Source organism: Microbacterium sp. IO18, from assembly GCF_049099505.1.
Lineage (GTDB): Bacteria > Actinomycetota > Actinomycetes > Actinomycetales > Microbacteriaceae > Microbacterium > Microbacterium aurugineum.
This window is the reverse complement of the sequence record NZ_JBMJAF010000001.1, coordinates 714285-727382: the sequence shown is the minus strand read 5'-3', so window position 1 is coordinate 727382 and position 13098 is coordinate 714285. Positions and strand designations below refer to the sequence as shown.

Annotated in this window: 13 protein-coding genes; 9 read left to right on the top strand and 4 right to left on the bottom strand. The window is 68.6% G+C overall.

Annotated features, from left to right (window positions below; all coding sequences use genetic code 11):
• The first annotated feature begins 219 nt into the window (after nucleotides 1–219).
• Entirely contained in the window at nucleotides 220–2121 is a 1902-nt protein-coding gene (locus ACLF6J_RS03605; protein ID WP_244093648.1) for a GDSL-type esterase/lipase family protein, read from the top strand.
• 19 nt (nucleotides 2122–2140) lie between these two features.
• Here ACLF6J_RS03605 and ACLF6J_RS03600 read toward each other — a convergent pair whose 3' ends face one another.
• Complete coding sequence (locus ACLF6J_RS03600) at nucleotides 2141–3451, bottom strand: UDP-glucose dehydrogenase family protein (RefSeq protein WP_134353578.1); 1311 nt, start codon at nucleotides 3449–3451, stop codon at nucleotides 2141–2143.
• Nucleotides 3452–3811: 360 nt separating this feature from the next.
• Here ACLF6J_RS03600 and ACLF6J_RS03595 point away from each other — a divergent pair, with 360 nt between their 5' ends.
• The 5 genes from ACLF6J_RS03595 to ACLF6J_RS03575 all read left to right on the top strand — a co-directional run bounded on the left by ACLF6J_RS03595 (nucleotide 3812) and on the right by ACLF6J_RS03575 (nucleotide 9268).
• Nucleotides 3812–6088: a polyribonucleotide nucleotidyltransferase gene (locus tag ACLF6J_RS03595; RefSeq protein WP_047519315.1), complete on the top strand. Its 2277-nt coding sequence runs from the start codon at nucleotides 3812–3814 to the stop codon at nucleotides 6086–6088.
• Between the two features lie 220 nt (nucleotides 6089–6308).
• Nucleotides 6309–7337 (top strand): aldo/keto reductase, encoded by a 1029-nt coding sequence (locus tag ACLF6J_RS03590; protein WP_047519313.1) that lies wholly within the window; start codon nucleotides 6309–6311, stop codon nucleotides 7335–7337.
• A gap of 68 nt (nucleotides 7338–7405) precedes the next feature.
• Entirely contained in the window at nucleotides 7406–8008 is a 603-nt protein-coding gene (locus ACLF6J_RS03585) for a histidine phosphatase family protein (RefSeq protein ID WP_047519311.1), read from the top strand.
• 82 nt (nucleotides 8009–8090) lie between these two features.
• On the top strand, nucleotides 8091–8831 hold the full coding sequence (dapB, locus tag ACLF6J_RS03580; protein ID WP_134353579.1) for a 4-hydroxy-tetrahydrodipicolinate reductase: 741 nt from the start codon (nucleotides 8091–8093) through the stop codon (nucleotides 8829–8831).
• Nucleotides 8831–9268, top strand: coding sequence for a hypothetical protein (locus ACLF6J_RS03575; protein ID WP_052193232.1), 438 nt, complete (start codon nucleotides 8831–8833; stop codon nucleotides 9266–9268). The genes dapB and ACLF6J_RS03575 overlap by 1 nt, the downstream gene beginning before the upstream one ends.
• 15 nt (nucleotides 9269–9283) lie before the next feature.
• Here the strand turns inward: ACLF6J_RS03575 and ACLF6J_RS03570 are convergent, their stop codons facing one another.
• The 3 genes from ACLF6J_RS03570 to ACLF6J_RS03560 form a co-directional block, all read right to left on the bottom strand.
• On the bottom strand, nucleotides 9284–9709 hold the full coding sequence (locus tag ACLF6J_RS03570; RefSeq protein ID WP_047519305.1) for an OsmC family peroxiredoxin: 426 nt from the start codon (nucleotides 9707–9709) through the stop codon (nucleotides 9284–9286).
• 84 nt (nucleotides 9710–9793) lie between these two features.
• A complete protein-coding gene (locus ACLF6J_RS03565; protein ID WP_134353580.1) occupies nucleotides 9794–10372 on the bottom strand; it encodes a DUF4395 domain-containing protein in 579 nt (192 codons plus the stop codon).
• Between the two features lie 21 nt (nucleotides 10373–10393).
• Complete coding sequence (locus tag ACLF6J_RS03560) at nucleotides 10394–10807, bottom strand: thioredoxin family protein (RefSeq protein WP_134353581.1); 414 nt, start codon at nucleotides 10805–10807, stop codon at nucleotides 10394–10396.
• Between the two features lie 119 nt (nucleotides 10808–10926).
• On the opposite strand from ACLF6J_RS03560, the gene ACLF6J_RS03555 reads away from it, so the two are divergent.
• The 3 genes from ACLF6J_RS03555 to ACLF6J_RS03545 are packed head-to-tail and all read left to right on the top strand — an operon-like array spanning nucleotide 10927 to nucleotide 12970.
• On the top strand, nucleotides 10927–11736 hold the full coding sequence (locus ACLF6J_RS03555; protein ID WP_131490865.1) for a thymidylate synthase: 810 nt from the start codon (nucleotides 10927–10929) through the stop codon (nucleotides 11734–11736).
• Complete coding sequence (locus tag ACLF6J_RS03550; RefSeq protein ID WP_134353582.1) at nucleotides 11733–12209, top strand: dihydrofolate reductase; 477 nt, start codon at nucleotides 11733–11735, stop codon at nucleotides 12207–12209. The genes ACLF6J_RS03555 and ACLF6J_RS03550 overlap by 4 nt, the downstream gene beginning before the upstream one ends.
• Nucleotides 12209–12970, top strand: coding sequence for an SDR family NAD(P)-dependent oxidoreductase (locus ACLF6J_RS03545; protein WP_134353583.1), 762 nt, complete (start codon nucleotides 12209–12211; stop codon nucleotides 12968–12970). The genes ACLF6J_RS03550 and ACLF6J_RS03545 overlap by 1 nt, the downstream gene beginning before the upstream one ends.
• The last annotated feature ends 128 nt before the right edge of the window (nucleotides 12971–13098 follow it).

Sequence of the window (13098 nt, the reverse complement as noted above, 5' to 3'; positions counted from 1 at the left end):
GGGTCACCCTCTCTCGATCGCGCGCCCGGCGAGCAGCGGGCCCGAGTCGGTCGCCGGATCGACCGACTCGGGAACCGGAGATCGGATAGCCGGTGACCCGTCGACCAGCATCCGGTGAACATCCGGTGCCGTGTGCCGTCTTCCGGCGATGCGGCCTTCCAGTGCCGTCATCCTGGGGATGTGAGAGTAGCGATCGTCACAGAATCCTTCCTTCCGCACATGAACGGCGTCACCGGCTCCGTCCTCCAGATCCTGCGCCACCTCGAGCAGAGAGGTCACCAGGCACATGTCGTGGCTCCGGCCGCCGTCGGCGTCCCCGAACAGGTCGACGGCGCCCCGATCGAGGCGATCCCGAGTCTCGGACTGCCCGGCTACCCCGACGTCAGGGTGGGAACGTCGGGTGCGCAACGCATCGCTTCCTCCCTGCGAGGCTTCGCGCCCGACGTCGTCCATCTCGCCTCCCCGTTCGCTCTCGGCTGGCGGGGCGTGCTCGCCGCTGAGCGGCTCGACGTCGCGAGCGTCGCCGCGTATCAGACGGACGTGGCCGCCTACACCGAGAGGTACCGGATGGCGGCGACCACGGGGATCGCTCAGACGCACATCGCACGACTGCACCGGCGGGCGACGATGACCCTCGTGCCCTCCGCCGATGCGGCGCAGCAGCTCGCCGCACTCGGTGTGGACCGTGTCCGCCGCTGGGGGAGAGGGGTCGATGCCGAGCGCTTCCAACCCACGCGACGCGACCCCGCGCTCCGTGCGACCTGGGGCGCCGACGTCGTGATCGGCTACGTCGGTCGGCTCGCCCCCGAGAAACAGGTCGAGGACCTCGTTGTCCTCCGCGACATCCCGGGCGCCCGGCTCGTGATCGTCGGGGACGGGCCCAGCAGAGCGCAGCTCGAGACCGTGCTCCCGGATGCCCTTTTCCTCGGACACCTCGCCGGTGACGCGCTCGCCGCAGCGATCGCGTCGTTCGACGTGTTCGTGCACCCGGGGGAGAGCGAGACCTTCGGACAGACACTCCAAGAGGCCCATGCCAGCGGTGTCCCCGTCATCGCGACCGGGCGTGGCGGACCCCTGGACCTGGTGCGCATGGGCATCGACGGGTGGCTGTACCGCCCGGGGGACCTCGACGACCTCCGTGCGCGCGTGGCCGACCTCGCCGGCGACACCCGCAAACGCCGGGCGTTCGGGGAAGCCGGACGCGACGCCGTGCAGAGCCGCAGCTGGACCGGCGTGTGCGACCGGCTCCTCGAGTACTTCGACGAGGCGCAGGCGCTGCACCACGCGGATTCCCGCGCCCGCGCGCGCAGGCGCGTGCGACCGGAGCCGCCCGCACCGGTCACCGATCGGAAGTGGCACCGCTATGTCGCGCTCGGCGACTCACTCACGGAGGGACTGTGCGATCCGGCCCCCGACGGGACCCTCCGCGGCTGGGCTGATCGCCTCGCCCTGCTGCTCGCCGCCCGGGGCGACCTGCACTACGCGAACCTCGCCGTCCGCTCCCAGCGAGTGCACGACGTCTCCGGCGTCCAGCTGACCAGGGCACTCGAGCTTCGCCCGGACCTCGTGTCGATCTTGATCGGAGCCAACGACCTCGTGAAGCGCCGTGTCGATGTCTCCGCGCTCGCCGCAGAGCTCGAGGTCGCGGTGCGGCGGTTGCGGGCGATCGGTGCCGACGTGCTCCTCGTGACGCCGTTTCTCCCCGGTCGCCGTGCGGCGTGGATCTACACCCGCAGGTTCTCCGCCTACGCGACGGCTCTGACCGGGATCGCGGCGCGCACCGGGGCCATGCTGATCGACACGGATCTGCACCCTCAGCTGGCCGAACACCCGAACTGGGGCGAAGACCTGGTTCATCTGAGCAGCCGGGGGCATCGCTTCCTCGCGTATCGGGCGGGTGAGCTCCTCGGGGTGCCGGACGCCGACGCTCTCGGAGCGCTCGATGCCGCACTGCACGAGCACGAGCCCCTCGGCGTGGGGGCGTGGTGGCGACGTCACGCACTGCCCTGGGTCTGGCGTCGTCTGCACGGTCGCGTTGCGGGCGACGGGCGGACGGCGAAGCATGATGACTACGTCCGCCTCGGAGGATCGTCGGCTCCCCGATCCGCGTTCGTCGGCTGAATCCCCTCCGGACGGGGGGTCAGCGTCGACCCATGCCGTGATACTGCCAGCCGGCGGCGCGCCACGCCGCCGCGTCGAGACAGTTGCGTCCATCGATGACGATCCGCCCGCGGACCAGCCCGCCCGCGTGCTCCGGCGAGAGCTCACGCCTGTATTCGTCCCATTCGGTCACGATCACCACGGCATCGGCGTCGCGCAGTGCGTCGTCGCGCTCGCGGGCATATCCCAGTTGCGGGTGCGCGGCGATGGCGTTGTCGATCGCCGCAGGGTCGGTGACGACGACGTCTGCGCCGAGACCTCGCAGGCGCACGGCGACATCCAGAGCCGGAGAATCACGGATGTCATCGCTGAACGGTTTGAACGCCGCTCCGAGGACCGCGATCCGGCGCCCGAACACGAGTCCGCCGAGTGCATCGACCACCAGGCGCACGGCCCGGTCGCGGCGTCGCAGGTTGATCATGTCCACTTCGCGCAGGAAGCCGACCGCTTCGCCGCGACCGAGCTCATCTGCGCGCGCGGCGAAGGCGCGGATGTCCTTCGGCAGGCACCCGCCACCGAAGCCGATACCCGCGCCGAGGTAGCGTCGCCCGATACGGCTGTCCAGCCCGAGGGCATCGGCGAGCAGCGTGATGTCCGCCTCGGAGGCTTCGGCGATCTCCGCCATCGCGTTGATGAAGGAGATCTTGGTGGCGAGGAAGGCGTTCGACGCCCCCTTGACCAGCTCGGCCGTGGCGAGGTCGGTGACCAGGAAGGGTGTTCCGGCGTCGACGGCCGCGGCGTACGCCTCGCGCAGGGTGGCGACGGCGCGCGTGCCGTCACCCCCCTGTTCCGCACCGACCACGAGACGATCCGGGGTCAGGGTGTCGTGCACCGCCCACCCTTCGCGGAGGAATTCGGGGTTCCAGACCAGGGTCGCTCCCGACGCGGCGATGAGCCGTGCCAGTCGCCCGGCGGTCCCGACGGGCACGGTCGACTTGCCCGCGACGACGTCCCCGCGGCGCAAGTGGGGGAGCAGCGCGTCGATCGCCGCATCGACGTAGCGGAGATCCGCGGCGTGACCTCCGGGAATCTGAGGCGTTCCGACCGCGAGGAAGTGGACGTCCGCGCCCGCGGCATCCGCCATCCGGCTGCTGAATCGCAGGTGTCCGGAAGCGAGGCCTTCTTCGAGCATCTCCGGGAGTCGAGGCTCGAAGAACGGTGCCTTCCCCGCCATGAGGGCGGCGATCTTCTCCTCGTCGACGTCGATACCCGTGACGTCGTGTCCGAGGGAGGCCATCGCTGCGGCATGCACGGCACCGAGGTACCCGCAGCCGATCACTGACATGCGCATGATCTCAGCAGAGCGGATCCTCGTCGCGACGCGGGATCCTGCGGATGAACAGCATCTGACCGTCACGTGTCGGATCCGCGAAGCTCGGAGCGACACCAGCATTCGGGATGTGCGCTGGTAGGGTGGATGAGGTTGACGTGTGTCAACTGCACAACTTCACATCGACTCATGGAGCGATCGGCGGAGAAGCTGGTCCCCTGTGGTGGGTTCCTCGGCACGTGTCGGGTGGCTTTCTACTGGTGGCCAGCGCAGGCGAGATTCGCGGGAGTGCCCGCGCGCCCGAACCCTTCCGTTCCGCTCCTTTGAACACGCTCGCGCGTCACATGGACTCGCGAGTCTAAACAAAGAAGGAGAGACCTCTTGGAAGGTCCTGAAATCACCGCCACCGAGGCCGTTCTCGACAACGGCCGCTTCGGCACCCGCACCATCCGCTTCGAGACCGGCCGCCTCGCGCAGCAGGCTCAGGGCGCAGTCGCCGCGTACCTCGACGGCGAGACCATGCTCCTCTCGGCCACCAGCGCAGGCAAGCACCCCCGCGAGGGCTTCGACTTCTTCCCGTTGACGGTTGACGTCGAGGAGCGCTCCTACGCCGCAGGCAAGATCCCCGGCTCGTTCTTCCGTCGTGAGGGTCGTCCCTCCACCGAGGCGATCCTCGTCTGCCGTCTGATCGACCGTCCGCTGCGTCCGTCGTTCGTCGACGGCCTGCGCAACGAGGTCCAGATCGTCATCACCGTCCTGTCGATCGCACCGGGTGAGTTCTACGACGCTCTCGCGATCAACGCGGCATCGGCGTCGACCCAGATCTCGGGTCTGCCGTTCTCGGGCCCCGTCGCCGGTGTGCGCCTCGCGTTCATCCCCGGCAACGGCCAGCACGCGGACCAGTGGGTCGCGTTCCCGACTGCCGAGCAGGTCTCGGAGGCCGTGTTCGACCTGATCGTCGCCGGCCGCGTGGTCACCAAGGCCGATGGCACGGAAGACGTCGCCATCATGATGGTCGAGGCCGAGGCCACCGAGGACAGCTGGAACCTGATCAAGGCCGGCGCCACGAAGCCGAACGAGGAGATCGTCGCCCAGGGCCTCGAGGCCTCGAAGCCCTTCATCGCCCAGCTCGTCAAGGCTCAGGCCGAGCTCGCCGCCACCGCGTCGAAGGAGCCGGGCGTGTACCCGGTCTTCCCCGCGTACAGCGACGAGGTCTACAGCTTCGTCTCCGAGCGCGTTTTCGCCGAGCTCAGCGACGTCTACCAGATCGCCGACAAGGTCGAGCGTCAGACCGCTGACGACGCGATCAAGGACCGCGTCAAGGCCGAGCTCATCGAGGCCACCGAGGCGGGCTCGCTGCCGGCCGCGGCTCCGCTGGAGTTCTCCGCCGCGTACAAGTCGGTCACGAAGAAGATCGTCCGTGGACGCATCCTCACCGAGGGCGCTCGCATCGACGGCCGTGGCCTGGCGGACATCCGGCCGCTCGACGCCGAGGTGCAGGTCATCCCGCGCGTGCACGGCTCCGCGATCTTCCAGCGCGGCGAGACCCAGATCATGGGTGTCACCACGCTGAACATGCTCAAGATGGAGCAGCAGATCGACTCGCTGTCGCCCACGACGAGCAAGCGGTACATGCACCACTACAACTTCCCGCCCTACTCGACCGGTGAGACCGGCCGTGTCGGTTCGCCGAAGCGTCGCGAGATCGGGCACGGCTTCCTGGCCGAGCGCGCCCTCGTGCCGGTGCTGCCGAGCCGCGAGGAGTTCCCGTACGCGATCCGTCAGGTGTCCGAGGCGCTGAGCTCCAACGGCTCCACCTCGATGGGCTCCGTGTGCGCGTCGACCCTGTCGCTGCTGAACGCGGGTGTGCCGCTGCGCGCCCCCGTCGCCGGTATCGCGATGGGTCTCGTCTCCGATGAGGTCGACGGTGAGACCCGCTACGCGGCACTGACCGACATCCTCGGCGCCGAAGATGCTCTCGGCGACATGGACTTCAAGGTCGCCGGTACCAGCGAGTTCGTCACGGCGATCCAGCTCGACACGAAGCTCGACGGCATCCCGTCGTCGGTGCTCGCCGGTGCGCTCACTCAGGCCCGCGAGGCTCGTCTGACGATCCTCAACGTCCTGAACGCGGCGATCGACGCTCCGGACGAGATGGCGCCCACGGCTCCGCGCGTCATCAGCGTGCAGATCCCTGTCGACAAGATCGGTGAGCTGATCGGCCCGAAGGGCAAGACGATCAACGCGATCCAGGACGAGACGGGCGCGCAGATCTCCATCGAGGAGGACGGCACCGTCTACATCGGCGCGACCGACGGCCCCTCGGCCGAGGCCGCCCGTGCTCAGGTCAACGCGATCGCGAACCCCACGAACCCGGAGGTCGGAGAGCAGTTCCTCGGCACCGTCGTGAAGATCGCCACGTTCGGTGCGTTCATCTCGCTGCTGCCGGGCAAGGACGGCCTCCTGCACGTCACCGAGGTGCGCAAGCTCGCCGGTGGCAAGCGGGTCGAGAACGTCGATGACGTCCTGTCGGTCGGTCAGAAGATCCTCGTGAAGATCACGAAGATCGATGACCGCGGCAAGCTCTCGCTCGAGCCCGTGCTCGACGACGCTCCGGCCGCCGAGGCAGCTCCTGCCGAGGCCGCTGCCGCGGAGTAGGCCCAGAGCTCGAACAGGAACCCGGGTCCGTCCGCGCTGGACGGGCCCGGGTTTCGTCGTCTCCGGTGTGACCAAATCGTTATCGGGCGTTTCCCCGACGTTCCCCGGATTGGTCAGGACGTTGTGTGAATTCGCCTACCCTCGGAAGTACGCACCGGGGGGTGCAGATCCAGCAGGTACGCAGGTCGGGACGCACCGATCGACGCGGGGGTGAGAGAGTATGCGGTTGTTCGGCGTAGGCGCAGGAGCGTCAGCGGAACGCGACCACGCGGCCGCAGCCGAGCATCCCTCCGCGCCCATTCCCATCGTCGGTCCGGGGATAGGGGAATCCATCCGGGTGCCACTCGGCGAGACCGGCTTCGAGACCTTCCCGCTGATGCTCGGCGCTGCAGAGTTCGGCTGGAACGTCGACCTCGAGACCAGCCACGGCATCCTTGATCGCTACGTCGAGTTCGGTGGCAACGCGATCCACACCGCGGACGGATTCTCCGGTGGCCGGAGCGAGCACATCATCGGCCAGTGGCTGCGTTCGCGCGGACAGAGCGAGCGTGCCGTCCTGAGTGTGCGCGTCGGCGCTCATGCCGACAACCCCGGGCTCGGCTCCGTGAACCTCGTGCGCGCGGTCGAGGGCTCGCTGACCAGACTCGGTGTCGAGCGGATCGACGTGCTGTACCTCGACGCCACGCTCGACGCGACGACCAACCTCGAAGACACCCTGGCGACCGTCGAATGGCTGTCGGACGCGGGCAAGGTCGGCGCGCTCGGCGCCTACGGGCTCGCGCCGGAGCGGCTGGTCGAGGCGCGCATCCTCGCCTCAGCCGGCTACCCGCGGGTGCAGGTCATCGACGCACCGTACAACCTGGTCCGGCGTCTGCCGTTCGAAGGCGATCTGCGCCTCGTGGCCGGCGCGCAGAACCTGGCGGTCACGCCGTCCCATGCGCTCGAGCACGGGTTCTTGTCCGGTCGGCACCGCAACAAGGCGCTCACCTCGCGCGGCGTGCGCGGCGAGCAGTTGCGTGGGCACCTGAATCGACGAGGCATCAAGGTGTTGCGCGCGCTCGATCAGGTCGCCGAAGAGCTGGGCGTTCCCGTGGCGGCGGTGTCGATCGCCTGGCTTCTCGCGCAGCGCACCGTCGCTGCGCCGATCGTGAACGCTTTCGCGACGGATCATGTCGATGAGCTCATGCAGGGCGCCGGCGTCTCGCTGTCACGGAGCCACCTCGCCGAGCTCACGCGGGCCGGCAACTGAGTATCGTCCGCCGTTGACATAGGGTGGAATGAACGCCCGGCGGATGCTGGCAATGAAGCGAGCGAGTTGTGACGCACTACATATATCTGGTTAGACACGGTGAACATCAGGACGCAGAACATGGTCTCGCCGACGGACCCCTCTCCCCGCGGGGGCAGCGTCAGGCGGAGCTGATCGCCGACCGGTTGTCCGGCCTTCCGCTCGATGCTGTGTGGCATTCCCCGCTCTTGCGGGCCAACGAGACGGCGCGGGCGATCGCCGCGCGACTGCCCTCGGTCGACCCCGCACCGACGGCACTGCTCTTCGACTGCGTGCCGACCGGGATGACCGAGGACACTCCGTCTGCGTTCGAACCGTTCTTCGGGTCGGTGACCGAGGCGGAGATCGAGGCGGGGCGCGCACAGATGTCGGATGCCGTCAACGAGTTCCTCGTTCGCAAGACCGGTGATGTCCACGAGGTGCTCATCACCCACAACTTCGTGATCTCCTGGTTCGTCCGCGAGGTGCTCGCGGCGCCGGAGTGGCGCTGGATGACCTTGAACCAGTCGCACTGCGGCCTGACGGTGATCGCGCAGAAACAGGGACGGCCGTGGACGCTGCTCACGCACAACGACACCGGTCACCTGCCGGTGGAGCTGCGCACCGGAATTCCCGACGCACTGCTCGTGTGAGGTCGAGCGCTCCCCGAATCGGGTGCGATGCGGTCCCGCGCGCCCCGCGAGGCGGGCGATGTCCGCGAAATAGACTGGACGCATGACCACGCAGGTAGCACTCGTCGGCGGCACCGGGAAGCTCGGACAGATCATCCATGCGGTGGTCGACGAGCTCGAGGGGTTCGAGGTGAGCCGTGTGCTGACCTCGACGAGTGAACTCTCCGAGCTGGACGGCGCCGGCCTCGTCATCGATGCATCGACGCCGCAGGTGAGCGTCGACGTCGTCCGCGCCGCCGTCGAGCGAGGGATCAATGTGCTCGTCGCGACCTCGGGCTGGTCGTCCGAGCGGATCGCGCTGGTGCGCCCCCTCGTCGAGGCGGCCGGGACCGGCGCGGTCTTCATCCCCAACTTCTCGCTCGGATCGGTGCTCGGGTCAGCCCTCGCGGCGGCGGCGGCCCCGTTCTTCGGCTCCGCGGAGATCATCGAGGCGCATCGCGAGACCAAGATCGATTCGCCCAGCGGCACGGCCGTGCGTACCGCGGAGCTCATCGCGGCCGCGCGCGCGGAGCAGGGGCCGGTCAGCGCTCCGCACGCCGATCAGCGCGCCCGGGGGCAGCAGGTCGGAAGCGTGCCCATTCACTCCTTGCGTCGCCCCGGTGTCGTCGCCAAGCAGGAGGTCATCCTGTCCGGACCGGGGGAATCGCTGACGTTCACCCATGACACCACGGACTCGGCGCTCGCCTACGCACCCGGGATCCGCATCGCGGTCCCGTTCGCGCGAAGCGCCGCCGGTGTGGTCGTCGGCCTCGAGCACATGATCGACATCGGCATCCGCTCGTGATGTCGCGGATCGGCGTCGCGCTGATGGCGGCGGCGCTGCTCGTCTACCTTGCGGTCGCGATCTGGCTCGCCGTGATGTTCATCTCGGTCGGCACTCCGATTTCGATCGGCATGGGCATCACGCTCCTCGTGCTGGCTCCGATCGGTGCCTGGGCGCTCGTCCGGGAGATGATGTTCGGCTTCGGCGCGGACCGCCTGGGGCGACTGCTCGACGCGGAGGGAGGGATGCCTCCGGTGGAGACCGAGCTGACACCGAGCGGGCGTATCGCGCGCGCCGACGCAGACCCCCTGATCGCACGGTACGCAGCAGAAGCGGATGCCGCGCATGATGACTGGCGTGCACGGTACCGCCTGGGCGTCGTGCAAGACGCCGCCGGACGCCGGAAAGACGCCAGAGCCAGCATCCGCGAGGCGATCCGCCTCTTCCGTCGGCCCTGACGTCGGGTTCGACGATCAGGCGAGCGTCGCCTCGAGCGTGATCTCGATGCCCGCGAGCGCCTGAGACACCGGGCACCCGGTCTTCGCTCCGTTCGCGATCTCCTGGAACGCCTCCGGAGTGAGGTTCGGGACGGTCGCGTTGACGTTGAGGTGGCTGCCGGTGATGCCGACACCGGGCTTGAAGGTGACGGACGCGCTCGCGTCGACTCGCTCGGGAGGCGTGCCGTTCTCGGCCAGGGCGTGGGAGAGCGCCATGCTGAAGCACGAGGCATGAGCGGCAGCGATGAGCTCTTCCGGCGTGGTCGTGGTGTCGCTGCCTTCGCTGCGAGCCTTCCAGTTGATCGGGAAGGTGCCGAGCTTCGACGAAGAGAACGCCACGGTGCCCGACCCCTCCATGAGCGATCCTGTCCAGGTGCTGGCGGCTTCGCTGGTGACGGGCATGGTTCCTCCGGTTCTCGTGCCCCGAGGGATGAGGGGTCACGTCGCGGCCAGCCTATCGACGGTTCGGTTCGGAGGGAACCGGAATCACGCTGCGGGGGCTGTCCGGCCGATCACGCCGACCCGCTGGAGCAGCAGGTACATCTGGCATCCGAGGCAGAAGCCGAACGCCGCGTTGAGGAAGGCGGCGATGAAGGCGGCAGCGGTGGCGATCGGCAACGCCCAGGGGACCCCGACGAGGTGCAGAACGAGACCGACGCCGACCACGAAGAGACCGACCCCCTGAGAGAACCGAGGCGGTCGCGGATCTTCAAGCTCCGCAGGCGGCGCGAGCCGAGGGCGCACCAGCGCGCGGAACAGGACACCCCAGGGGGCCGTCCTCGGTGAGACGAGGGCCCACAGGAACAGCAGGGCGATGATCACCGTGAGCAGGAATCCCGGGTCCAGGGCACGCTGAACGAGGGGCGTTCCGGACACGGCCCATCCGCCGGGGACGAAGGTCGCGCCGGTCGACGGCTGATAGGCGTACCAGCCGAACGTCGCCGCGCCCGCCTGGGCGGTGGATATCCCCGTCAACGCCAGGAACGTGGCCGCGAGCAGCAGTGCCGCGGTGATCGTGGCCGCGAATCGCGGACCGCGGGGGTCTATGCGTGCGGGCGTGGTCATGTGTGCTCCAGTCTTCGCGCCTCAGACGGCCGCGACCGCTTCGGTGAGTGCATGACGGTGGGGGACACCATGGAATCGTGCGTGGACGGTGCCGGAGCCGTCGATGAGGAAGGTCGTCGGCGTCTGCAGCACCTTGTACCGTGCCGAAAGGTCGGGGCGGTGCGTCAGATCGACCTCGATGTGCGCGAGCCCGTCGTCACCCGACGCGTAGGAGTGCAGCAACCGGCGCACCTGCGGGCAACGCGCACAGCTCTCGGTGCTGAACTGCACCAGTGTCGCGCGGGAGCCGAGTGCTGCCGAGGGGATGTCCGTGGCATCGAACCGGAGCCTGCCGCCGTCGCGCCGCCGCCCGTCGCGCCGACGAAGCGCGACCCCGACCGCCGTGGCGAGCACGAGGAGACCGAGGACGATCACGAGGGCGAGCGCGGGCGACATGCGTCGAGAGTACGCCGCGCTCGTGGGATCGGGAGTCGATGTTTCCGATGATGACGAACGGGGCTTTCCAAGGCGGAGGATCCACCCCGCGACGGGGGCGGGAAGGTATCGTGGCTGTCATGAGCGCCGCCGTTCCGACCCCCTATGAAGATCTGCTCCGCGATGTCGTGGAGACCGGCACGCACAAGTCGGATCGGACGGGTACCGGCACGACGAGCGTCTTCGGGCGGCAGATCCGCTTCGACCTCGCGAAGGGCTTCCCGCTCATCACGACGAAGCGCGTGCACTTCAAGTCGATCGCGTACGAGCTGCTCTGGTTCCTCCGAGGGGATTCCAACGTCGGATGGCTGCGCGACAACGGCGTGACGATCTGGGACGAGTGGGCCGACGAGTCGGGCGATCTCGGCCCGGTGTACGGGGTGCAGTGGCGCTCCTGGCCGACTCCCGACGGCGGCAGCATCGACCAACTCTCCGAGGTCATCGAGCAGATCCGTCGCTCGCCCGATTCCCGTCGTCTGATCGTCTCGGCGTGGAATCCTGCGGATATCCCCGACATGGCACTCGCGCCGTGTCATGCGCTCTTCCAGTTCTACGTCGCGGATGGAAAGCTCTCCTGCCAGCTGTATCAGCGCAGCGCCGACATGTTCCTCGGAGTGCCGTTCAACATCGCCTCCTATGCGCTGCTCACCCTGATGATCGCGCAGCAGGTCGGCCTGGAGCCCGGGGACTTCGTGTGGACCGGCGGTGACTGCCACGTCTACGACAATCACGTGGAGCAGGTGCGCGAGCAGCTCAGCCGCGAGCCCTACGCGTACCCGACCCTGCGACTGGCGAGGAAGCCGGAGTCGATCTTCGACTACCGGTACGAGGACTTCATCGTCGAGGACTACCAGCATCACGCGCCGATCCGGGCGGCGGTGGCCGTATGACGTGGGTCGGGCTGATCTGGGCTGAGGCGCGCGGCGGCGTGATCGGAGCGGAGGGCGGGATGCCCTGGCACGTTCCGGAGGATCTCGCTCACTTCAAGGACGTCACGCTCGGGGCACCGGTGGTGATGGGCCGGAAGACGTGGGACTCCCTTCCGGAGCTGTTCCGCCCGCTCTCCGGTCGCGACAACATCGTGATCACGCGCCAACAGGACTGGAGCCATGAGGGCGCGCGACGGGCGGCGACCGTCGCCGAAGCAGTCCGCGGGCTGGACAAGGCGTGGATCATCGGAGGCGCGGAGATCTTCCGTCAGGTCATCGGCGACGCCGATCGCCTCGAGGTCACCGAGCTCGACATCGACGTCGCCGGAGACGCCTATGCGCCCGCCACGACCGGCTGGCGACTCGTCGACGAGGGCGAGTGGCAGACATCGCGCACCGGCATCCGCTACCGCTTCCTCGGGTACGAGCGCTGATGCCCACCGCATTGATCACCGGAGCCAGCGCGGGGCTGGGAGCCGAGTTCGCGCGCCAACTGGCACGGCGTCGAGCTGACCTCATCCTGGTGGCGCGGACACCCGAGACGCTGGAGGCGCTGGGCACGGAGCTGCGCACGGAGTACGGTGTCGCGGTCGAGATCCTCGTCGCCGACCTCGCGGTGGAGAACGAGGTCGAGCGCGTCGCCGCCCGATTGCGCGACACCTCCGACCCGGTCGACCTCCTGATCAACAACGCCGGGTTCGGTCTGCCGCTGCAGTTCGCGGACAACGACATCGACGACGAGGTGCGGCACCTCCGCGTGCACGTCGAGGCGTCGATGCGCCTGATGCACGCGGCGCTGCAGACGATGCGCGGGCGCGGTGGTCGCATCATCAACGTCGCCTCTGTTGCCGGGTTCATCTCCCGGTCGACCTATTCGGCATGCAAGTCCTGGCTGATCGGATTCAGCGGCTGGGCGAATGCGGAGTACGCACGAGACGGAGTGAGTGTCACCGCGCTCTGCCCCGGATTCACGCACACGTCCTTCCATGAGCGGATGGGTCTGGCCGTGGGGGAGGAGGGTGTGCCCGCGATCATGTGGCTGAACGCGCGCGATGTCGTCCGTACCGGTCTGCGCGATGCGGCGCGCGGCAGAGCAGTATCCGTTCCGTCACTTCGGTACAAGGCGATCGTGGCGCTGACGCGTGTCCTGCCCCGCTCGTTCACGTCCGGCGTCGCTCGGCGCGGTCGCGTCTGAGGCCGACAGGAGTCGACGAGAGACGTGCGCAGGCCCGGGGGACGCGCTCGGACCCGTGCGCACCGAGGAGAGGTGCATCTGCGTCACCGCGTCCGCGGGACCACCGGTCGAACCTATACGCTGGGCTT

Coding starts and splice junctions, on each gene's coding strand:
- ACLF6J_RS03605 (WP_244093648.1), top strand. CDS start 220: ATGAACGGCGTCACCGGCTCCGTCCTCCAGATCCTGCGCCACCTCGAG.
- ACLF6J_RS03600 (WP_134353578.1), bottom strand. CDS start 3,451: ATGCGCATGTCAGTGATCGGCTGCGGGTACCTCGGTGCCGTGCATGCC.
- ACLF6J_RS03590 (WP_047519313.1), top strand. CDS start 6,309: ATGCGGTTGTTCGGCGTAGGCGCAGGAGCGTCAGCGGAACGCGACCAC.
- dapB (WP_134353579.1), top strand. CDS start 8,091: ATGACCACGCAGGTAGCACTCGTCGGCGGCACCGGGAAGCTCGGACAG.
- ACLF6J_RS03575 (WP_052193232.1), top strand. CDS start 8,831: ATGTCGCGGATCGGCGTCGCGCTGATGGCGGCGGCGCTGCTCGTCTAC.
- ACLF6J_RS03570 (WP_047519305.1), bottom strand. CDS start 9,709: ATGCCCGTCACCAGCGAAGCCGCCAGCACCTGGACAGGATCGCTCATG.
- ACLF6J_RS03565 (WP_134353580.1), bottom strand. CDS start 10,372: ATGACCACGCCCGCACGCATAGACCCCCGCGGTCCGCGATTCGCGGCC.
- ACLF6J_RS03560 (WP_134353581.1), bottom strand. CDS start 10,807: ATGTCGCCCGCGCTCGCCCTCGTGATCGTCCTCGGTCTCCTCGTGCTC.
- ACLF6J_RS03555 (WP_131490865.1), top strand. CDS start 10,927: ATGAGCGCCGCCGTTCCGACCCCCTATGAAGATCTGCTCCGCGATGTC.
- ACLF6J_RS03550 (WP_134353582.1), top strand. CDS start 11,733: ATGACGTGGGTCGGGCTGATCTGGGCTGAGGCGCGCGGCGGCGTGATC.
- ACLF6J_RS03545 (WP_134353583.1), top strand. CDS start 12,209: ATGCCCACCGCATTGATCACCGGAGCCAGCGCGGGGCTGGGAGCCGAG.